A 21,374-nucleotide genomic window follows, 5' to 3' on the forward strand; every position below is an offset into this window, starting at 1 on the left:
CGGCCCGCGGTGTCCGCGTCTGCGAACGAAACCGACGCTAGGAGCGTTTTGCGACGATCGTCCACTTCTTGTGATGCTCTTCACCCGGCCGGGCTACCGGCGGCGGCGCTACGGTGGCAGGGCCAGGCAAGATCACGGGAGGGCGGGACGGATGACCGATCACGGACACGAGCTGACCTTCGGCGGCTTCATCACCCCCGCCGCCGGGCAGCCCGACCAGGTGGTGGCGCTCGCCCGGCTCTGCGAGCAGGTCGGGCTGGACCTGGTCACCTTCCAGGACCACCCGTACCAGCCGGGCTTCCTGGACACCTGGACGCTGATGTCCTACGTGGGCGCCGCCACCGAGCGCATCCGCCTGGCCGGCAACGTACTCAACCTGCCGCTGCGCCAGCCGGTGGTGCTGGCCCGCAGCATCGCCAGCCTGGACCTGCTCACCGGCGGCCGGGTCGAGCTGGGGCTCGGCGCGGGCGCGTTCTGGGACGCGATCGAGGCGACCGGCGGGCGGCGCCTGTCCCCCGGCGCCGCCGTCGAAGCCCTGGACGAGGCGATCCGGGTGATCCGCGAGGTCTGGGACACCGACCGGCGCGGCATGATCCGGGTCGACGGCGAGCACTACCGGGTGGTCGGTGCCAAGCGCGGGCCGGCGCCGGCGCACCCGGTGGGCATCTGGGTCGGCGCGTACAAGCCGCGCATGCTGCGCCTGGTCGGCCGCGCCGCGGACGGCTGGCTGCCGTCGCTGTCGTACCTGCCGAAGGGCCCCGACGAGCTGCCCGCCCTGAACGCGCTCGTCGACGAGGGCGCCCGGGCCGCCGGGCGCGACCCGGCCGCGATCCGCCGCATGCTCAACGTGACCGGCACGTTCGCCCGCTCGTCGGCCGGTTTCCTGGCCGGGCCGCCGGACCAGTGGGTGGAGGAACTGGCCGGGCTCACGCTGGAGCACGGCATCACCACGTTCATCCTCGGCAGCGACGAGCCGCGCGCGATCCAGATATTCGGCCAGGAGGTCGCGCCCGCCGTGCGGGAGCTGGTCGCCGCCGAGCGCGCCACGCCCGTCGGCGGCACCCGCGCGGCCGCCGAGGAGCAGGCCGCCGCCGGCGGCCCGAGCACGCTGGGTGTCACCCCCACCCCCGACCCGGGGGTACGCCTGAGCGCGCGCCGCCCCTGGGACGAGTCCACCCGCCCGACCGCCCCGCCGCCACCGGCCGGGCACACCTACCCGGCCCGGGGACAGGCCGCCGGGCAGCACCTGGTGGACGTGCACGACCACCTGCGGCAGGAGCTGGCCCAGGTGCGCGACCTGCTGGAACAGGTCAAGCAGGGCTCGGTCACGCCGGGCCGGGCGCGGGCCGCGCTGAACGAGATGACCATGCGGCAGAACAACTGGACGCTCGGGGCGTACTGCGCGGCCTACTGCACGATGGTCACCCAGCACCACGGGCTGGAGGACGCCTCGATCTTCCCGCACCTGCGCCGATCCGAGGCCGGGCTGGCCGCCGTGCTGGACCGCCTGGAGGAGGAGCACGTGGTGATCCACGGCGTGGTGGAGAGCGTGGACCGGGCACTCGTGGAGCTGGTCCGCCGGCCCGGCGACTTCACCGGACTCCAGGAGGCGGTGGACCTGCTCACCGACACGTTGCTGTCGCACCTGTCGTACGAGGAGCACCAGATCGTCGAGCCGCTGGCCCGGCACGGTTTCTTCCCCGGCCAGCTGTGAGGTAGCTGACTTTTGGTTCCCTAAGTCAGGAGGTACCGTCGACGCCATGACGGACCTCCTCGCCCAGCGTGACTCCTGGTCCACCGCCAACTGCTCGATCGCCCGGGCGCTCGAGGTGGTCGGCAACCGCACCACGCTGCTCCTGCTGCGGGAAGCGTCGTTCGGCACCCGCCGCTTCGACGACTTCGCCCGGCGGGTCGGCGTCAGCGAGCCGGTGGCCGCCGCACGCCTCAAGCAGCTCGTCGCCGACGGGCTGCTCGACCGGCGTCCCTACCGCGAGCCCGGGCAGCGCACCCGCGACGAGTACGTGCTCACTGCCAAGGGAAGCGACCTGATCCCGGTGCTCGTCGCGCTGCGGCAGTGGGGCGACGCGTACGCCGCCGACGAGGCCGGCCCGGCGGTCCGGGTTGCCCACCACGAGTGCGGCGCGCCGGTGCACGCGCGGCTGCGCTGCGACGCCGGGCACGACGTACCGCCCGGCGAGCTGGCCGTCCTGCCCGGTCCGGGCCTGCTGTCCGCCTGACCTCCCTTCGCCACCACACCTCGGAGCGAGACCATGAAGATCGCTGGAAGCACCGCCCTGGTCACCGGCGCCAACCGCGGCTTCGGCCGGCACCTGGCCGCCGAACTCGTCGCGCGCGGCGCCACCGTCTGGGCCGGCGCCCGCAACCCGGACACCGTGGACCTGCCCGGCGTCACCCCGGTACGCCTCGACATCACCGACCCGGCGTCGGTGGCCGCCGCCGCCGAGCGGGCCGGTGACGTGACGCTGCTGGTCAACAACGCCGGCGTGAGCACCGGCACCGACCTGCTCGACGGCGACCTCGCGCAGATCCGGCTGGAGCTGGAGACGCACTACCTCGGCACGCTGTCGGTGGTACGGGCGTTCGCGCCCCGGATCGCGGCCAACGGCGGCGGCACGATCCTGAACGTGCTGTCGGCGCTGTCCTGGTTCACGTTCCCCGGCGTCGGCGCGTACGGCGCGGCGAAGGCCGCCGAGTGGTCGATGACGAACGCCCTGCGCGTCGAGCTGGCCGGCCGGGGCGTCCGCGTCGCGGGCCTGCACGTGGGCTACATGGACACCGAGATGGCCGCCGCCGTCCCCGGCCCGAAGGCCGACCCGGCCGACGTCGCCCGGCTCGCCGCGGACGGCATCGAGTCCGACAGCTACGAGATCCTCGCCGACGAGGTCGCCCGGCGGGTCCAGGCCGGACTGTCCGGCGGCGTGGCCGCGCTCTACCCCGCACTCCCCTGAGCCGACCCGTCTTCGCCGAGGTGGCGGCGCCACCTCGGCAAGACGGTTCCGCTGCCACAACTACCGCCCGAGGTCCCTCCATCTGGGACCAGCCTCCCCCACTCTGGGACACCCCAGCGTGATCAACACCAGCTCGCCGAGGTGGCCGGGTCAGAGCCCGTGGGATGCCGCCACTTCGGCGCAGTGGTGTCGATCACGCGGCTGCCACGACTACCGCCCGGGCACAGTCGATCAACAGCCGGTGCCCCCCCGCGCGGCGCTCCGCCCCATCCACACCGACCCACCCCTGGCACCCGGGCAGCCCTGCCGACGCGGGCGGAAGCCCTCACCGCCCCGGGCATCCCTCCAGGTGGGATCGATCTTCCCCCACCCTGGGACACCCCAGCGTGATCAACACCAGTTCGGCGAAGTGGCGGGGTCAGAGCCCGTCCGATACCACCACCTCGGCGAGCTGGAGTCGATCACGCAACTGGCCCGACGACCGCCCGACCATCGGCGTCATGGAGTCGATCACGCCGGCCCGCCGGGGCGGGTCGGGCGAACCGGGTCGGGGTGGGGCTACAGGCCGCGGGCCAGGCGGTCGGCGAGGATGCGGGTGAACCGGGCCGGGTCGGCCAGCTCGCCGCCCTCGGCCAGCAACGCCATGCCGTACAGCAGCTCGGCGGTCTCGGTCAGCGCGGCGGTGTCGCCGCCCTCCCCGTGTGCCTTACGCAGCCCGGTGACCAGCGGGTGGGCCGGGTTCAGCTCCAGGATCCGCTTGACCTGCGGCACCTCCTGGCCCATTGCCCGGTACATCTTCTCCAGCGTCGGCGTCATGTCGTGCGCGTCGCCCACCACGCAGGCCGGCGACGTGGTCAGCCGGGTGGACAGACGCACCTCCTTGACGCTGTCGGCGAGCGCGCCGCCGAGGAACGCGAGCAGGTCGGCGTACTCCTGGCGCTCCGCCTCGGCCTTCTCCTTCTCCTCCTCGGTCTCCAGGTCGACCTGCCCCTTGGCGACCGAGCGCAGCGTCTTCCCGTCGTACGCGCCGACGCGCTCGACCCACACCTCGTCCACCGGGTCGGTGAGGATCAGCACCTCGTAGCCCTTGGCGCGGAACGCCTCCAGGTGCGGCGAGTTCTCGATGGTGGCCCGGTTCTCGCCGGTGGCGTAGTAGATCTCGGTCTGGCCGTCCTTCATCCGCTCCACGTACGCGCGCAGCGTGGTGGGCTCGGCCGGGTCGTGGGTGCTGGCGGCCCGGACCAGCTCCAGCAGCGTCTCGGTGTTGTCCGGGTCCTCCAGCAGACCCTCCTTGACCACCGCGCCGAACTCGGTCCAGAACGTGCGGTACGACTCGGCGGACATGTCCTTGAGCGTGGCGAGCACCTTCTTGACCAGCCGGCGGCGCACCGCGCGGATCTGCCGGTCCTGCTGGAGGATCTCCCGGGAGATGTTCAGCGACAGGTCGTGCGCGTCCACCACGCCCTTGACGAAGCGCAGGTAGTTGGGCATCAGCGCGTCGCAGTCGTCCATGATGAACACGCGCTTGACGTAGAGCTGCACACCGCGGCGGCCCTGCGGGGAGAACAGGTCGAGCGGGGCGTGCGAGGGCAGGAACAGCAGTGCCTCGTACTCGAACGTGCCCTCGCCGCGCATGTGGACGGTTTCCAGCGGGTCGGCCCAGTCGTGCGCGACGTGCCGGTAGAACTCCTTGTACTCGGCCTCGTCGACCTCGTCCCGCGAGCGCGCCCAGAGCGCCTTCATCGAGTTGAGCGTCTGCTCCTCGCGGGTGGTGGCGCCGTCCTCGCCGGGCTTGTCGACAGTCATCCGGATCGGCCACGAGATGAAGTCGGAGTAGCGCTTGACGATCTCGCGGATCGTCCACTCGGCGGTGTAGTCGTGCAGGTTGTCCTCGGTGTCGACCGGCTTGAGGTGCAGCGTGACCGAGGTGCCCTGGGGGGCGTCCCCGACCTCCTCGATCGAGTACGTGCCCTCGCCGGTGGACTCCCAGCGGGTGCCGCCGGACTGCCCGGCGCGGCGGGTCAGCAGCGTCACCCTGTCGGCGACCATGAACGTGGCGTAGAAACCGACTCCGAACTGGCCGATCAGCTCCTGCGAGGCGGCGGCGTCGGAGGACTCGCGCAGCTTGCGCAGCAGTTCGGCGGTGCCGGACTTGGCGATGGTGCCGATCAGGCGGACCACCTCGTCGCGGGTCATGCCGATGCCGTTGTCCCGCACGGTGAGCGTACGGGCGTCCTTGTCGACCTCGATCTCGATGTGCAGGTCGGAGGTGTCGGCCGACAGTTCCTTGTCGACGAGCGACTCCAGCCGCAGCTTGTCCAGCGCGTCGGACGCGTTCGAGATCAGTTCGCGCAGGAAGACGTCCTTGTTCGAGTAGATCGAGTGCACCATCAGCTGCAACAGCTGACGGGCCTCGGCCTGGAACTCCAACGTCTCGACCCCGTCGCTCACACCGGCTCCCTTCCCTCTGGCGGCCTACCGCGGAAAGGATACGAGGGGTGACCGGAACGGCACGCACCGGCCGCCCCGAAATTCACTGGTACAACCAGTTGACGGGTTGATGTGTTCGGGGCCACACTGCTGCGCATGACCTTCGATCCCGCGCCCCGCGTGTCGGTCTCCGACCACGTCTTCGGCCGGCTGCGCGACGCGATCGTGTCCGGTCGCTACGCGCCGGACGAGACGCTGCCCGGCGAGCGGGAGCTGGCCGGCGCGTTCGCCGTCAACCGGCACGCGGTCCGGGAGGCGCTGCGCCGCCTGCAACAGCTCGGCCTGGTCCGGGTCAGCCAGGGCGGCGCGACCCGGGTGCTGGACTGGCGGGTCCACGCCGGGCTGGACCTGGCGCTGTCGCTGGCCCGCTCCGGTGACGTACTCCCGGTCGAGACGCTGGTGCGCGACATGCTGGAGATGCGGGCCTGCGTCGGGGTCGATGCGGCCCGGCTCTGCGCCGAGCGCGCGGACCCGGCGGTCGTCGCCGCCCTGGTCCGGGCCGCTGAGGAGTACGGCGACCTGGCCCCCGACCTGGACCTGATGAACGAGGCCAACATCGCCATCTGGCGGCTGGTCGTGCGCGGCAGCGGCAACACCGCCTACCAGCTCGCGTTCAACAGCCTGGTGGCCGGCACGTTCGCGGTCGGCGACGTCCCCCCGGACGCCCGCGCGGCCGAACTGCTCGACGTGGCCGGTCACCGTCGTCTCGCCGCGTCGGTCGCCTCCGGTCAGGGCGCGGCGGCGGCCCGGCACGCCCGGGCGCTGCTCACCGCGCCGGTCACCACCCCCACCACCCCCACCTCCGGAAGGGAAGCGCGCGCATGATCCCCGCCGTGCTGTACGCCGTCCCGGCGTTCCTGCTCCTGATCGTCGTCGAGGCGGTCTCCTACCGCTTCCTGCCCGACGACGACGAACGCGGCTACGAGCTGCGCGACACCACCACCAGCCTGTCGATGGGGCTGGGCAGCCAGATCATCGGCTTCCCGTGGAAGCTGCTCACCGTCGGCCTGTTCGCGGCGCTGTGGACCGTGGCGCCGGTGCACCTGTCCCCCGGCGACTGGTGGACCTGGGTGATCCTGTTCTTCGCCGACGACCTGGCCTACTACTGGTTCCACCGCTCGCACCACGAGGTACGCGTGCTCTGGGCGAGCCACGTCGTGCACCACAGCAGCGTCTACTACAACTTCTCCACCGCGTTGCGGCAGAGCTGGACGCCGATGACGTCGCTGCCGTTCTGGCTGGCGCTGGCGCTGCTCGGCATCCCGCCGTGGATGATCTTCCTCCAGCAGTCGGTCAGCCTGCTCTACCAGTTCTTCCTGCACACCGAGCGGATCAAGGTGCTGCCCCGGCCGATCGAGTGGATCTTCAACACGCCGTCGCATCACCGGGTGCACCACGGCTCGAACACCGAGTACCTGGACCGCAACTACGGCGGCATCCTGATCATCTGGGACCGGCTGTTCGGCACGTTCGAGCCGGAGCGGGCCACCGCGCGCTACGGCCTCACCAAGAACATCGGCACCTACAACCCGCTGCGGGTGGCCACCCACGAGTTCGCCGCGATCTGGTCCGACGTACGCCGGGCCGACTGCTGGCGGCACCGGCTGGGCTACCTGTTCGGCCGTCCCGGCTGGCAGCCGGCCCGATGAGGCGCTCCTGGCTGCTGCCCCTGTTCGGGCTGATCGCCGCCGTCGAACTCGTCGGGGTCGCGCTGGACTCGACCGTGCTCCAGTGGCTGGCCAAGCCGCTGCTCGCGCCGGTGCTGCTGGCGTACCTCTGGGCGCACCGGCGCCGGGTCGACGCGGTGGCGGTCGGCCTGGTCGCCGCCACCGCCGGCGACGTCGCGCTGCTCCTGCCCGGAGACACCGCGTTCCTGGCCGGCATGGGCTTCTTCCTGGTCACCCAGCTCGCGTTCATCACCGCCTTCGTCCGGCACCGGCGTGCGCGGGCCGTGGCTTGGGCGGGCTACCTGGTCGCCTGGGCGGGCGCGAACGCGCTGCTGTGGGGCATGCTCGGGCCGCTGCGGCTGCCGGTGCTCGGCTACAGCCTGGCGCTGTGCCTGATGGCCGCCGCCGCGACCGGGGTGTCCGCGCGGGTCGCCGCCGGCGGGGCGTTGTTCCTCGTCTCCGACCTGCTCATCGGCGTGGGCGCGGCCGGCGTGGAGCTGCCCGGGCGGGGTCTGCTGGTGATGACCACCTACTGCGCCGCGCTGCTGCTCATCACCACCGGCTGGGTGGCCGCGACGCGACCGGCGACCGGCCCGCAACCGTCCCCGGCGGGTACCCTGCTGGCGTGGCCAGGGAGAACGGGCGCAAGCTGATCGCCTCGAACAAGAAGGCGCGGCACGACTACGACATCCTCAAGACGTACGAGGCGGGCATCGTGCTGGCCGGCACGGAGGTGAAGTCGCTGCGCGAGGGGCGGGTGTCGCTGGTCGACGCGTTCGCCCAGGAGCGCGACGGCGAGATCATGCTGTACGGCCTGCACATCGCCGAGTACGGCTTCGGCACCTGGACCAACCACGCGCCCCGGCGCACCCGCAAACTGCTGCTGCACCGGGTGGAGATCGCCCGGATCCTGGAGAAGCTGCGCGACGGCGGCATCACGCTGGTGCCGCTGTCGATGTACTTCGCCGACGGCTGGGCCAAGGTGGAGCTGGGCCTGGCCCGGGGCCGCCGGTCGTACGACAAGCGCCAGGCGCTCGCCGAGCGGGACGCCAGGCGGGAGATCGCGCGGGAGATGGGCCGCCGGCTCAAGGGCCGGACGGCGACGCGGCGGGGCTGAGCGCGCCGTTTCTGTCCCAGGCCGGTGGCACGCTGGCCCACATGACCGATCTGACCTGGAACCCACTGCTCCGCGAGCAGCTCACCTGGCACTGGACCTACCAGTTGCGCGACCGCCTCGCCGGGCTCACCGACGCCGAATACCTCTGGGAGCCGGTCCCCGGCTGCTGGAGCCTGCGCCCGCGCGGCGACGGCGGCACTCCGGCGATCGACTTCTCGGTGCCGCAGCCGGACCCGCCGCCGTTCACCACCATCGCCTGGCGGCTCGCCCACGTCATCGTCGGCGTGCTGGCCATGCGCAACGCGTCGCACTTCGGCCGCGCGTCCACCGACTACGGCTCGTTCCCCTACTCCCCGACCGCGGCCGGCGCGCTGGCCCAGCTCGACGAGGAGTACGCGGCCTGGACGGCCGGGGTCGAGGCGCTCGGCGAGGAGGCCCTGGCCCGCCCCTGCGGCCCGGCCGAGGGGCCGTTCGCCGACGTCCCGATGGCCACGCTCGTGCTGCACATAAACCGGGAGGTGATCCACCACCTGAGCGAGGTGTGCCTGCTGCGCGACCTGTACCGCCACACGCCGGAGACGGTCCGATAAATACAAGGGTTCTTGTACATCATCTCTTGTAGGTTTAGCCTGACGGCATGACGGACGGAACCGGCAACCGGCGCGTGAGCGACCCGCGAGCCATGCGGGCACTGGCCCACCCCACCCGGCTGCGGCTGCTCGGCGAGCTGCGCCTGCGCGGCCCGCAGACGGTCGGCATGCTCAGCGAGCGCACCGGCGAGGCGGTGGGCTCGGTCAGCTACCACGTCGGCAAGCTGGCCGAGCACGGCTTCGTGGCCGAGGCCCCCGACCTGGCCCGCGACCGGCGCGAGCGGTGGTGGCGGGCCGCGCACGCCACCACTGACTGGGATCCGCTCGAACTGCTCGACGACCCGGAGCGCCGGCTCGCCGGCAACCTGCTGCGCCAGGCCGCCATGCAGCGCTACGTGGACCGCTACCAGGCGTACCTGGACTCCGAGGCGAGCCTCGACCCGGCCTGGGTACGCGGCACCACCAGCAGCGACATCGTGCTGCGCCTGACGCCGGAGGAACTGGTCGAGCTGCGCGACGAGCTGTCCGCGCTGGGCCGGCGCTGGCAGGAACGCGGCGCACCCGGCCGGGCCGGCGCCGAGATGGTCACACTGATCTGGCAGGCGTACCGGGGGCCGCAGTGAACCGCAACCGCCGACCGTTGGCCGGACTGCTGATCGGGCACGCCGTCTCGCTGACCGGCAACGTGCTCACGCTCATCGCGCTGCCGCTCTACGTGCTCGCCGAGACCGGCTCGCCGGCGGCCACCGGGCTGGCCGGCGCGTTCGCCACCGCGCCGGTGGTGCTCGGCGGCGCGTTCGGCGGCGTGCTCGTCGACCGGATCGGCTACCGGCGGTCCAGCGTGCTCGCCGACGTGGTCTCCGGCGTGACGATCGCCGCCGTACCCCTGTTGCACTCCACCGTCGGCCTGCCGTTCCCGGCGCTGCTGGCCCTCGTCTTCGTCAGCGGCCTGCTGGACACGCCGGGGCAGACCGCGCGCACCGCGCTGCTGCCGGAGGCCGCGGCGGCGGCCGGGGTGCCGATCGAGCGGGCGGCCGGGTGGGAGGACGCGACCTCGCGCGGCGCCCGGATGATCGGCGCACCCTTGGCCGGCCTGCTGGTCGGCGTGTTCGGGGCGGTGCCGGTGCTGGCGCTGGACGCGGTGACGTTCGCCGTGTCGGCGCTCGTGGTGACGCTGCTGGTCCCGCGTGGCCTGCGACCGTCCGACGACGGCAGCGAGCCGGAGACCGGAGGCTACTGGCGGCAGTTCGCCGCCGGGCTGCGCTTCCTGGTCCGCGAGCCGCTGCTGCGCGCCATGGTCCTGCTGGTGCTGGTGACCAACCTGTTCGACGCGGCCAAGAGCCAGGTGCTGCTGCCGGTGGTCGCCGAACGGGAACTCGGCGGGCCGGCCGCGTTCGGCCTGCTGGTCGGCGTCATGGGTGGCGGGGCGCTGGTCGGCTCGCTGGTGTTCAGCGCGATCGGTCACCGGCTGCCCCGCCGGGCCACGTTCGTCACCGCGTACGCGCTGTGCGGCGCCCCACCACTGTGGGCGCTCGCCGCCGCGCCGTCGCTGCCGGTGGTGGCCGCCGTGGTGGCGGTGGCCGGGCTGGCCGCCGGCGCGCTCAATCCGCTGATGGGCGCGGTCCAGTTGGAGCGGGTGCCGCCGGCCATGCGGGCCCGGGTCTACGGCGTGATCGGCGCGGGCGCGTGGGCGGCCATGCCGGCCGGCGCGGTCGGCGCGGGATTCGCCGCGGACCGGTTCGGCGCCACGTCCACGCTCGTCGTGATGGGCGCGTGCTACCTGCTGGTGGTGTTGACGCCACTGCTGGGCGGTCCGTGGCGGGACATGCGCCGGCCCGCCGTGGTGCGGCAGCGTGAGCCGGAGCCCACGTCGGAGCGCCGGCGGGAAACGCTCTCTTGACATCGACCGACTTCGTTCATACCTTCATCGAAGTCTATTTGTATGGTTTGTTAACCGTTGGGCGGGGCCGGCCGCCGTGACGGAGAACGGCCACCACTCCCGCAGGAGGCGCCCCGTGCGCACCATCCGTACCCTCGCCGCACTGGCGGCGACGGCGGTCGGCCTCACCGCCGCCCTCGCCCTCGTCCCCCACTCCCCCGCGATCGCCGCCCCCGGCGCGGTCACCTGGTCCGACGACTTCAACGGCCCGGCCGGCGCCGCCCCCGACGCGAGCAAGTGGCGCTACGACATCGGTGGCGGCGGCTGGGGCAACAACGAGCTGCAGTACTACACCAACAGCACCCGCAACGCCGCGCTCGACGGTAACGGCAACCTGGTCATCACCGCCCGAAGGGAGAACCCGTCCGGCTACTCGTGCTGGTACGGAAGCTGCCAGTACACCTCGGCGCGGCTGCTCACCAACGGCACGTTCGCGCAGGCGTACGGGCGGTTCGAGGCGCGCATCAAGGTCCCGCGCGGGCAAGGGCTCTGGCCGGCGTTCTGGATGCTCGGCAACGACATCGGCACGAACCCGTGGCCCGGCAGCGGCGAGATCGACATCATGGAGAACGTCGGCTACGCGCCGTCGACCGTCTGGGGCACGCTGCACGGCCCCGGCTACTCCGGCGGCGGCGTCGGCGCGTCCACCTCGCTCCCCGGCGGCCAGGCGCTCGCCGACGCCTTCCACACGTTCACGGTGGACTGGGCACCGGACTCGATCACCTGGTACCTCGACGGCGTGGCGTACTCGCGCAAGACGCCCGCCGACATCGGCGGCAACCGCTGGGTCTTCGACCACCCGTTCTTCATGATCGTGAACGTGGCGGTGGGCGGCAACTGGCCCGGCTCGCCGGACGGCAGCACCACGTTCCCGCAGACCATGACCATCGACTACGTCCGGGTCCAGGCGTGGGACAACGGCGGCGGAGGCACCGGCGGGCAGATCGTCGGGTACGGCGACAAGTGCGTCGACGTGGCCAGCGCCAACACCGCCAACGGCACCCCGGTGCAGCTCTGGACCTGCAACGGCACCGCCGCCCAGCGCTGGACCTGGAACCCCGACGGCTCGGTACGCGCGCTCGGCAAGTGCCTCGACGTGGCCGCCGGGTCCACCGCGAGCGGCGCCAAGGTGCAGCTCTACGACTGCAACGGCACCGGCGCGCAGAAGTGGGTGTTCAGCGCGGCCGGAGACATCGTGAACCCCCAGGCGAACAAGTGCCTGGACGCCACCGGTCCCAGCTCGGCCGACGGCACCCGGCTGCAGATCTGGGACTGCACCGGCGCCGCCAACCAGAAATGGCGCCGCTGACCGGCGTCCCCGCCACCCCTCCCCCGCGATCTTGCACTTTCGGCCCGAGCGGTGACGCGAATGCCCCATTCGCCCGGGCACAAACTGCAAGATCGCGAGGGGTGGCGCCTCGCCGGGGGCACGAATGGCGTTGCGGGCTGGGATACCGTGAGGTCCGTTTCGCTCCCGCGAGACCAGGTCATCGATCCCCTGGAAGCGCCATCATGGATGAACCGACCGGCGCGCTGCCGTCGACGAGCGGGTTCACGCCGGAGCCCGTCTCCACCGCACGGCTTGACCTGCTGCCCCTGGCCGTCGAGCACGCCCAGGAGATGGCCGCCGTCCTCGCCGATTCGGCGCTGCACACGTTCATCGGCGGCGAGCCCGCTTCCCCCGCGGCGCTGCGAGCCCGCTACGAACGGCTGGTCGCCGGCTCGCCCGACCCGGCCGAGTCGTGGTGCAACTGGGTCATCCGGCTCCGGGACGACGGCCGGCTGGCCGGCTTCGTCCAGGCCACGGTCACCGAGCCACACGAACCGGTGGCGGACACCGCCACGGCGGGTGCGCGCGCGGTCGGGCACCGGCACCTCGACGAGGCGACACCGGCCGCCGCGGGACCGGTCGCGGAGATCGCCTGGGTGGTGGGAACACAGTGGCAGGGGCGCGGGATCGCCACCGAGGCCGCCCGTGGAATGGCCGGCTGGCTGGGGCGACGCGGTGTGCGTACCCTCGTGGCCCACGTCCATCCCGACCACCGCGCGTCGGCGGCGGTGGCCACGGCCTGCGGCCTGGCCCCCACCGACGTGTGGCAGGACGGCGAGGTCCGCTGGACCGGACCGGCCGCCCCGCCTCCCCCGCCTGCCCGGGGTTGACCAAGGAGTTCGTGTCGGATACGGCGGGGATCAGAAGGGGGCGTCCACGGACAGGCGGCGGACCTGGGTGAGGTAGGGGTCCAGTTCGCCCACCTCGAACCGGCACGTGCCGATGACGTGCCAGAACTGGCCGCCCGGGTCGCCGTCCAGCTTGTACCGGCCGTCCGGGCTCACCGCCGCCCATCCGTCCGGCAGACCGATGAGCGTGGTCCGCAACTGGGCGTGCTCCGGGTCGGCCACGTCCCACAGCCGTACCGTGCCGTCGTCGCCGGCGCTGGCGAGCAGGCTGCTGTCCGGGCTGAAGTGCACCGACCAGACGCGCCGGGTGTGCGCGGCCAGGGTGCCGTGCAGACGGCCGGTGACCGGATCCCAGAGCCGGATCACCAGGTCGTCGCCGGCGGTGGCGAGCAGGTTGCCGTCCGGGCTGAACGCGCAGGACCAGAGCCGGCCGTCGTGTTCGGTGAGCACCAGGCGCCGCTCGCCGGTGACCGCGTCCCAGACCACCGCCGTGCCGTCGTTGCCGGCGCTGGCCAGCAGCGTGCCCTCGCTGTTGAAGCCGACCGAGTAGACCCGGTCGGTGTGGTGTTCGAGGGTGAGCCGGCAGGTGGCGGTGGCGGCGTCCCAGAGCCGTACCGTCTGGTCGTCGCAGCCGGTGGCGATGGTCTCGCCGTCGGGGCTGAACGCGACGGTGCGCACGCGCCCCCGGTGCGGGGTGAGCGTGGCGAAGTGCCGGCCGGTACGGCGGTACCAGAGGCGTACCGTGTCGTCGTCGTTCGCGGTGGCGAGGGCGTCGCCGTCGGGGCTGAACGCGACCGCCCAGACGTGGTCGGTGTCCACGTTGAGTTCGCGCTCGTCGGCGCCGGTGTCGGTGTTCCACAGGTGCACGCCGCCGTCGCCGCTGGGCGTGGCCACGAGCGGCTCCTCGGGGCAGAACACCACCGACAGCAGCCGGTCGGCCGGGCTGGCGAGCTGCCGCAGCAGGCGGCCCGTGCGCGGCTCCCAGAGCCGGATCACGCCGTCGTTGCCGCAGGCGGCCAGCACCTCACCGTCGTCGCGGAAGGACAGCGCGGTGACGCGGCGGCCGTGCCCGCGCAGCGTGTGCTGGAGCTGCCCGCTGCGGACGTCCCACAGCCGGGTCGTGCCGTCGTTGCTGCTGGTGGCCACCTGGTTCTGGTCCGGCCGCCAGACCACCGGCCAGACCGAGCCGCGGTGCCGGGTCAGCTCGTGCCGCACCTGCCCGTCGTCGGTGTCCCAGAGCTGGATCGCGCCGTCGCTGGCGGCGGTGGCGAGCAGGCTGCCGTCGCCGTTGAACCGGACGCTGTAGATCGCGCCGCGCTGCCGGCCGAGCACCCGTACCGGACGGCCCGTCTCGGTCTCCCACAGCCGCAGCGCGCCGTGCGTGTCGCCGGTGGCCATCAGCGTGCCGTCGGGGTGGATGTCGAGGGCGTACACGTCGGCCTCGTGGCCGCGCGGCGCGCGCAGCAGCTCGCCGTCGATGGCCCGGCGGATCCAGATCCGGCCGTGCTGCCCGACGGCGGCCAGCAGCCGGCCGTCCGGCGAGTGCACGACCCGGTAGACCACCTCCGGCTCCTGCACCTCGAACGCCAGCTTGCCGGTGGGGATGTCCCAGCCGCGAACCGTGCCGGCGCTGTCGGCCACCACGACCCGCCGCCCGTCCGGGCTGAACGAGGTGCCCCAGATCGGCGCGGAGTGGCCGGGCCACTCGTGGCGCAGCCGGGCGCCGCGGGTGTCGTACAGCCGCACCACGCCCGCGGCGTCGCCGACCACCAGGCGGCCCCGGCGGCCGTCGGTGAGCAGCGGCCACACCCAGCCGGCGAAGACGTCCTCGATGACGTGCCGCACGTCGCCGTGGTCGGCGTCCCACAGCCGTACGGTGAGGTCGGCCGAGCCGGTGACGAGCTGGTGGGAGGCGGCGTCGTAGCGGACCGCATACACCCGGGACCGGTGTCCCTGGAGCGTGCGCACCGGCAGCCCGGTGGCGGTGTCGCAGAGCAGCACACCACCGTCGTCGCTGCCGACCGCGAGGACCGCGCCGTCCGGGCTGTACGCCACCGGCACCGGCAGCCGGCCCACCTCGAAGCCGTAGCCGACGCCCACGGCGGGCGGGGCCAGGCCCGGCGCGACCGGCCGGCCCGGCGCGACGACGGCGCCGCGCAGTTCCGGGGCGCGCAGCAGCGCCGGGTCGGCGCTGACGTCGATCAACGCGGTGCGGTGCCAGCTGCTGCCGGCGACGCGCGCGCCGCGCAGGTCGGTACGGAACAGGCGCGCGCCGGCCATCTCCGCGTCGCGCAGGTCCGCCCCGGCGAGGCGGGCCTGGTCGAGGCGGGCGCCGCGCAGCCGGGCGTGTTCCAGCCGCGCCTCGGTCAGGTTGGTGGCGACCAGCCGCGCGTCGGTCAGGTCGGCGCCGGTCAGGTCGGCCCCGGCGAGTTCGCGGTGCGACAGGTCCTCGCCGCGCAGCACCGCGCCGCGCAGGTCGGCCCGGTCGGGCAGGCGCAGCCGGGCGGACAACCGCAGCGCGTTGGCGCGCAGCGTCTCGCCCGCGGACTCGTCGCCGAGCACCCGCGCGGTCCACGCGGTACAGCGGGCCGGGTCGGCGAGGTCGCCGAGGAACTCCACCGCCAGCGCGGACAGCGACCGTACCGCCAGCGCGGACGGTTCCTCGCCCCTGTTGATCTGCTCGGCCACCCCCTCGGCCACCAGCCACTCCATCACCGAGGTGTGGATGAACCCGAACAGCCCGTCGTCGGTGCGGACCAGCAGGCTGCCCGCGCCGACCGCGTGCGCCGCCTGCGGGCCGGACAGCCGGGAGTCGGCCCGCCCGGCGAGCTGGCCGGTGGACTCGGCCAGCTCGGCCAGGCGAAGGTACGCCTCGCCGCTCTCCCAGAGCTGGAACGCCAGCCGGCTCACCGCCTGCCACAGCTCGGGGCGGCGCAGGCTCACCGGCGCGCCCGGGATGCCCTGGGTTCGGCGTTCCTCGAAGTCCAGCCAGGACTCCAGGATCTCCCGGTACAGCGCGGCGGCGCTGAACGTGCCGCCCGCCCCGGCGACGGCGGCGAGCCGCCCCTCGTCGAGGTTGGCGATGAAGCCGAGCATGCGCGGGTTGCGGGAGAGCCCGAGCAGGTCCTTCACGCCGGCGAGCAGGTCCATCCGCTCGCGGGCGGCCCGCTCGTCGCCGCCGTACCGGTTGCGCAGGAACGCCTCGATCTGCCCGGGGGTGAAGTCCTCCACCGCGAGTACGCGCCGGTGCGGCAGCAGGCCGACCCGCTCGCCGAGCGCGGTCAGCACCTGCGAGTTGGTCTTGAAGTGCTGGGTGCGGCTGCTCACCACGATCTTCGCGTTGCCCTCGGCGGCCTGCAGCAACGTCTCCAGGTGGTCGGCCGCCCGGTCGTACGTCACCCGGGCCACCAGCTCGTCGAACCCGTCGAACAGCAGCACGATGCGGCCCTGGCGCAGCATGTAGCGGAACGCCTTGAGGTCGATCACCTGCTCGCCGTGGTTGGCCAGGTGCGCGGCGACCAGGCCGTCCACGGAGTGCGCCTTGTCCAGCGCGCGCAGCTCCACCAGGATCGGGATCAGGTCCGGTGCGGCGGTGGGCAGCCGCCGGGCCACCTCCCGCAACGCGAACGTCTTGCCCCGGCCGAAGTCGCCGAGCACCAGCACGAAGCGGCCGTCCGGCGCGGAGACGGTCTCCAGCAGCTCGTCCACCACGTCGTCGCGGACGCGCTGGTCGGCGCCGACGAGGTGGCGGTAGCGCTGCGGCACGTACTGCCCGGGCGGGTAGAGCCGGTCGGCCTGGAGCCGGGCGGTCTGCGCGGCGACGTACTCACGCAGGTCGAGCAGGCCCTGGAACTCGGTCAGGTGCAGCACGCGTACGCCACGGCGCTGCGCCTCCTCGGCCAGCCCGCGCGGCACCCGGTCGCCGTCGTAGACCAGCTCCGAGGCGATGTCCGGGTCGGTGGCGTGCACCCGCCGGGCGAAGACGTCCACGTCGGCGGCGGTGGGGGTGCCGACGTGCGCGCCGACGCGCTGCTGGCGGACCACCCCGTCGGAGCGGTAGCTGATGTACAGGTGCGGCGGGTCGGTGTCGACGCGGCGCACCACCACCCGGTCGTAGCGGGCCTCGCAGACCTCGGCGAGCCGGTCCAGCAGCCGCTGCACCGGGGCGACCGGCGCGGCGGCCGCCGCCACGCCCTGGGTGGCCCCCTCGACGGCGACCGGGCGGCGCGGGTCGGGCACCTGCGCCGGGCCGGACGCGCCGAAGGTGGCTTCCGCGTGCGGCCAGGACACGGCGGTCGCCGTGCCGCCGTCGAGCCGGTCGTCGCGGCCGAGCACCCAGCGGGTCATCCCGTCCACGCCCAGCCGCAGCACCTGCGCCCGGCCGTCGCGGGGCGCGGCGGCCAGCGGCACCACCGGGTCCACCCGGGCCGACGGTGCGGCGTCGGCCAGCAGCAGGTTGAGCATCGGGCCGACCAGCCGGTTGACCGAGCCGCGGTCGCGCAGGGACACCGGGTCCGGCGGCACCTCGTCGGCGTACGGGCTGCGCGCCCCCGGGGCGTGCGCCATCGCGCCCAGCCGCAGCCAGCCGGACTGCTGGTAGTGGCGCAGCCGCTGGGCGAACCAGCTGGACTGCGCCTCGCCGAGGAAGCCGTACCGGTCCTCCTCGCGGTGGGTGATGGCGATGGTGGAGTTCAGCCCGGCCACCACCACGCGCAGGTCCGGTACCGGGAACAGCGTCCAGGGCTGCTCGCTGTCGAAGATCCGGTCGTCGAGGCCCTGGTAGAGGTCGTCGAACAGGCGCGCGTAGTGCCGCCACTTCGGCCAGTACGGCGGCTGCGGGTCGACGTCGTCGGCCTCGCAGGTGGCGAAGTACGCGCGGCACGCGGCCATCGTCACGTCGCGCGGGCCGGGCACCACGACCAGCCGGTGCGGTTCCAGCCCGAGCAGCACCCGCAGGCCGGTGAGGAAGCTCAGCGCGTCGGAGAACTCGCGCGGGCTGCCCGACTCGGTGAGGTTGCCGGCGACGACGAGCAGGTCCGGCCGGGGCACACCGTCGTTCATCAGCAGCGTGAGGTCGCCCATCAGGTGTTCCTGCACCTCGCCCGGGGTGACCGGCGCGCCGGGGGTGATCACGCCCCGGCCGAAGCGCGGCCCGGCGACCTGGAGCACGGTGACGGTGTCCCGGGCGGTCGGTGGCGCCACCGCGGCCGGCGGGAACGGCGGCGGGTTGATCGGGGTACGCCGGGCGCGGCGGGGCGCGGGCGCTCCGGCGGCGGGCGTGGCGAGCACCCCGTGCGGGTCGGCCGGGTGGTGCGGGAAGGCCGGCTGCCGCATCGGCTTGGCCCGGCCGTTCAGCGCCTCCCGGATGCGGTCGAGCACCCGGTTGCGGGCCTGCACCGGGTCGTCCACGCCGACCAGGTCCACGTAGGTGATGGTGGCGAGCAGGCCGTCGATCGGGCAGTCCTCGACGCGTACCGTGACGAGCTTGTTGCCGGTGCCGTCCGGGTCGGCGCGCAGCGCGGCCTGCCACTCCAGCTTGCCGTACGTCGAGTGCAGGTAGCGCTCGGACAGCACCGCCACCACCACCTCGGCCTCACGGACGCCGCGGTCCATGAAGTCGATGAAGTTGGTGCCCGCCACGAAGTCCCACGCCTGCAACAGCGTGCGATAGCCGGCCGCCTCGAACTCCCACGCCAGCCACGTGGCCCAGCGTTCGTCCGCGGGCGAGTAGCTGATGAAGAAATCGATGGGGCGGTCGGACCGGGTGGGGTGCGCGCCTACAACCACATGGTCATTATGACCACCGACGGTCAACAGATCGACACCCTCGGCAGCTCGGATCGCGCCCGCGTCGGGCTCCTCCGGCCGCGCCGGCGTGTGCGAGGATCATCCCTCGTGGAGACCCCCGGCGATCCGCCGAACGCCGTGCCCGACCGTTCCCGCTGGGGCCGCCTGCACGTGCTGGACTGGATCGCGATCGGGCTCGCGGTGCTCGGGGTGGTGTGCGTGCTCACCGGGCTGCTGCCCCGCGCCGACGCCGAGGGCACGATGCGGCGGATCGTGCCGATCCTGATCTTCCTCGGCACGGTGGTGGTGCTGGCCGAGCTGACCGCTGTGGCCGGTGTGTTCGACGCGCTGGCGACCCGGGTGGCGGTGACCGCGCGGGGCAGCTTCCGGGCCCTGTTCTGGCTCTGCGTCGGTTTCGCCTCGATCACCACGATCGCGCTCAACCTGGACACCACGGCGGTCCTGCTCACGCCGGTGATGATCGCGCTGGCCCGGGCGCTGAACGTGCCGCCGACGCCGCTGGCGATGACCACCGTGTGGCTGGCCAACACGGCCAGCCTGCTGCTGCCGGTGTCCAACCTGACGAACATCCTGGCCAGCGACCGGGTCGACCTGGACCCGGTGCCGTGGGCGGCCCGGATGTGGTGGCCGCAGCTGGTCGCCGTCGCGGTGACCGCGCTGCTGCTGTGGTGGTGGTACTGGCGTCCGGCGCGCGCCGGGGCCGACCCGTTCGTCGCGCCGCCGCCGTACGTGCCGCCGGACCGGGTGCTCTACCGCACCGCGCTCGCCGCCTGCCTGCTGTTCGTCGCCGGGATCCTCGCCGGGGTGGAGATCGGCGTCGCCTCCGGGGTGGCCGCGGCGATCCTGGTCGCGGGCTTCGCGGTGCGGGCCCGGCACCGGCTGCGGCTCGCGCTGGTGCCGTGGCGGCTGCTGGTGTTCGTGACCGGGCTGTTCCTGGTGGTGCAGACCATCGGCCGGTTCGGCCTGGACACGGTGATGGGCACGCTCATCGGCGCCGACCCGGGCGCGGAGGGGGCACTGCGGGCGGGCGCGGTCGGCGCGCTGTTCAGCAACGTGGTCAACAACCTGCCCGCGTACCTGGCCGGCGAGGCGGTGATCGCGGCCGACCGGCACACCCAGTTGCTGGCGCTGCTGATCGGCACGAACGTCGGCCCGCTGGCCACGCCGTGGGCGTCGCTGGCCACACTGATCTGGTACGAGCGCTGCCGGGCCGCCGGGGTGGCCGTGCCGCTGGGCCGGTTCGTGGCCACCAGCGCCGCGCTCGCCGTGCTCGCCACCACCGCCACCGTCACGGCGCTTCTTGTCGGACCCGGCGCCTAGCATCGCGACCATGAGCAGCACGCCCGAGATCGTCCGCCGCTACTTCGCGCTCGCCGGCCAGGCCGACAAGGAGCCCTACCTCGCGCTGTTCGCCGACGACGCGGTGGTCGAGGACGAGGGACGCACCCACCGCGGGATCGACGAGATCCGCGCCTGGCGCAGCGGCACGCCGCTGGTGTCGTACGAGATCACCGACGTCGAGCAGACCCCGGCCGGGACGGTGGTGACCGCCACGATCAGCGGCGACTTCCCCGGCAGCCCGTTCGCCGGGCTGCGGTTCCGGTTCGAGGAGTACGACGACACGCGCATCCGCCGGCTGCGCATCGCCCCCTGAGCCGGGGCGGGAAAACCGCTACGGCGCGGTCCCGGCCGCTGGCTACCGTGGCCCGCATGACCGCCGCGCCGACGCTGCACTTCTGCACCGACCCGGGCGAGTTCCTCGCCGCCGCCGAGGCGTACCTGGCCGCCGATCCGGTGGTCAACACCGTCGTCGCCACCGTCGCGCGCCGGATGGCGGCCCGCCGCGCCGAGGGCGTCGCGCTGCCCGAGGACGACTGGTGGCTCGTGGTCCGGGACGCCTCCGGGGCGGTGGTGGGCGCCGCGATGCGTGCCGCGCCGTTCCCGCCTCGACCGCCGTTCCTGCTGCCCATGCCACCGGCGGCCGCCGTGGCGCTGGCCCGGGATTGGCACCGGCGCGGCGAGCGGGTGCGCGCGGTGAACGGCGCGCTGCCCGGCGTGCGCGTCTGCGCCGACGAGGTGGCCCGCCTCGACGGGCGGCGGGTCGAGGTCGCCCAGCACACCCGGCTGCACCTGCTCGGCCACCTCACGCCGCCCGCACCGGTGCCCGGCGCCCTGCGGGCGGCCACCGGGCACGACGTCGACCTGGTCGCCGCGTGGTTCGGCGCGTTCATGGCCGACGCCGACGAGCAGGCGGGCCGCCCGCGCGGGACGAGCGCCCACGAGGCGCCCGACCACGCCGAGCTGCTGCGCCGGATCCGGGACGGGCGGGTCTGGTTCTGGACCGACGGGTCGGGCGCTCCGGTGCACCTGACGGCCGCCAACCCGACGTCGTTCGGCGTGGCCCGCGTCGGACCGGTCTACACGCCACCCGGGCAGCGCGGACGCGGCTGGGCCGGAAACGCGGTCGCCGAGGTGTGCCGGCTGCTCACCGCCGAGGGGGCGCGGGTGTGCCTGTTCACCGACCAGGCCAACCCGGTGTCGAACCGGCTCTACGCCCGGCTCGGCTTCCGCCCGGTGGTCGACATGGCCAACCTGACTCTGGGCGACTGAGACGAG

Annotated in this window: 17 protein-coding genes; 15 read left to right on the top strand and 2 right to left on the bottom strand. The window is 73.5% G+C overall.

The window, feature by feature from the left end:
- Nucleotides 1-151: 151 nt before the first annotated feature.
- From ACN27D_RS32890 to ACN27D_RS32900, 3 genes are read left to right on the top strand one after another with little or no spacing between them, the layout of a single operon-like run.
- On the top strand, nt 152-1,714 hold the full coding sequence (locus ACN27D_RS32890; protein ID WP_421500868.1) for an LLM class flavin-dependent oxidoreductase: 1,563 nt from the start codon (nt 152-154) through the stop codon (nt 1,712-1,714).
- Between the two features lie 46 nt (nt 1,715-1,760).
- Nucleotides 1,761-2,237: a winged helix-turn-helix transcriptional regulator gene (locus ACN27D_RS32895; protein ID WP_393158869.1), complete on the top strand. Its 477-nt coding sequence runs from the start codon at nt 1,761-1,763 to the stop codon at nt 2,235-2,237.
- 33 nt (nt 2,238-2,270) lie between these two features.
- A complete protein-coding gene (locus ACN27D_RS32900; protein ID WP_421500869.1) occupies nt 2,271-2,969 on the top strand; it encodes an SDR family oxidoreductase in 699 nt (232 codons plus the stop codon).
- A 558-nt stretch (nt 2,970-3,527) separates the two neighbouring features.
- Here ACN27D_RS32900 and htpG read toward each other — a convergent pair.
- Nucleotides 3,528-5,420, bottom strand: coding sequence for a molecular chaperone HtpG (htpG, locus tag ACN27D_RS32905; RefSeq protein WP_421500870.1), 1,893 nt, complete (start codon nt 5,418-5,420; stop codon nt 3,528-3,530).
- A 135-nt stretch (nt 5,421-5,555) separates the two neighbouring features.
- Here htpG and ACN27D_RS32910 point away from each other — a divergent pair, with 135 nt between their 5' ends.
- The 9 genes from ACN27D_RS32910 to ACN27D_RS32950 all read left to right on the top strand — a co-directional run bounded on the left by ACN27D_RS32910 (nt 5,556) and on the right by ACN27D_RS32950 (nt 12,932).
- Nucleotides 5,556-6,284: a FadR/GntR family transcriptional regulator gene (locus ACN27D_RS32910; protein WP_252449086.1), complete on the top strand. Its 729-nt coding sequence runs from the start codon at nt 5,556-5,558 to the stop codon at nt 6,282-6,284.
- A complete protein-coding gene (locus tag ACN27D_RS32915; protein ID WP_121685764.1) occupies nt 6,281-7,108 on the top strand; it encodes a sterol desaturase family protein in 828 nt (275 codons plus the stop codon). The genes ACN27D_RS32910 and ACN27D_RS32915 overlap by 4 nt, the downstream gene beginning before the upstream one ends.
- Nucleotides 7,105-7,779: a lysoplasmalogenase gene (locus ACN27D_RS32920; RefSeq protein WP_421500871.1), complete on the top strand. Its 675-nt coding sequence runs from the start codon at nt 7,105-7,107 to the stop codon at nt 7,777-7,779. Before ACN27D_RS32915 ends, ACN27D_RS32920 begins: the two co-directional genes overlap by 4 nt.
- Complete coding sequence (gene smpB / locus ACN27D_RS32925; protein ID WP_421500872.1) at nt 7,752-8,243, top strand: SsrA-binding protein SmpB; 492 nt, start codon at nt 7,752-7,754, stop codon at nt 8,241-8,243. The genes ACN27D_RS32920 and smpB overlap by 28 nt, the downstream gene beginning before the upstream one ends.
- 41 nt (nt 8,244-8,284) lie before the next feature.
- Nucleotides 8,285-8,833, top strand: a complete 549-nt coding sequence (locus tag ACN27D_RS32930) for a DinB family protein (RefSeq protein ID WP_421500873.1) — start codon at nt 8,285-8,287, stop codon at nt 8,831-8,833.
- 47 nt (nt 8,834-8,880) lie between these two features.
- The gene (locus ACN27D_RS32935; RefSeq protein WP_252449091.1) at nt 8,881-9,456 is read left to right on the top strand and encodes a helix-turn-helix domain-containing protein; all 576 of its coding nucleotides are present in this window, start codon (nt 8,881-8,883) and stop codon (nt 9,454-9,456) included.
- Between the two features lie 17 nt (nt 9,457-9,473).
- Nucleotides 9,474-10,733 (top strand): MFS transporter, encoded by a 1,260-nt coding sequence (locus tag ACN27D_RS32940; protein WP_421500874.1) that lies wholly within the window; start codon nt 9,474-9,476, stop codon nt 10,731-10,733.
- 115 nt (nt 10,734-10,848) lie between these two features.
- A complete protein-coding gene (locus tag ACN27D_RS32945; RefSeq protein WP_421500875.1) occupies nt 10,849-12,081 on the top strand; it encodes a ricin-type beta-trefoil lectin domain protein in 1,233 nt (410 codons plus the stop codon).
- 203 nt (nt 12,082-12,284) lie between these two features.
- Complete coding sequence (locus tag ACN27D_RS32950) at nt 12,285-12,932, top strand: GNAT family N-acetyltransferase (RefSeq protein ID WP_421500876.1); 648 nt, start codon at nt 12,285-12,287, stop codon at nt 12,930-12,932.
- Between the two features lie 30 nt (nt 12,933-12,962).
- On the opposite strand, the gene ACN27D_RS32955 is transcribed toward ACN27D_RS32950, so the two are convergent.
- The gene (locus tag ACN27D_RS32955) at nt 12,963-18,737 is read right to left on the bottom strand and encodes a TIR domain-containing protein (RefSeq protein ID WP_421500877.1); all 5,775 of its coding nucleotides are present in this window, start codon (nt 18,735-18,737) and stop codon (nt 12,963-12,965) included.
- A 108-nt stretch (nt 18,738-18,845) separates the two neighbouring features.
- Between ACN27D_RS32955 and ACN27D_RS32960 the strand changes: the two genes are divergently transcribed.
- Genes ACN27D_RS32960 through ACN27D_RS32970 form a run of 3 tightly spaced genes read left to right on the top strand, consistent with a single transcriptional unit; the run spans nt 18,846 to nt 21,368 of the window.
- A complete protein-coding gene (locus tag ACN27D_RS32960) occupies nt 18,846-20,078 on the top strand; it encodes an SLC13 family permease (RefSeq protein ID WP_358172035.1) in 1,233 nt (410 codons plus the stop codon).
- A gap of 10 nt (nt 20,079-20,088) precedes the next feature.
- Nucleotides 20,089-20,412, top strand: coding sequence for a nuclear transport factor 2 family protein (locus ACN27D_RS32965; protein ID WP_252449097.1), 324 nt, complete (start codon nt 20,089-20,091; stop codon nt 20,410-20,412).
- Nucleotides 20,413-20,468: 56 nt separating this feature from the next.
- Nucleotides 20,469-21,368: a GNAT family N-acetyltransferase gene (locus ACN27D_RS32970; RefSeq protein ID WP_421500878.1), complete on the top strand. Its 900-nt coding sequence runs from the start codon at nt 20,469-20,471 to the stop codon at nt 21,366-21,368.
- The last annotated feature ends 6 nt before the right edge of the window (nt 21,369-21,374 follow it).

It is taken from the genome of Micromonospora sp. WMMD1274, from assembly GCF_049179035.1.
GTDB classification, from domain to species: Bacteria; Actinomycetota; Actinomycetes; order Mycobacteriales; family Micromonosporaceae; genus Micromonospora; species Micromonospora tulbaghiae.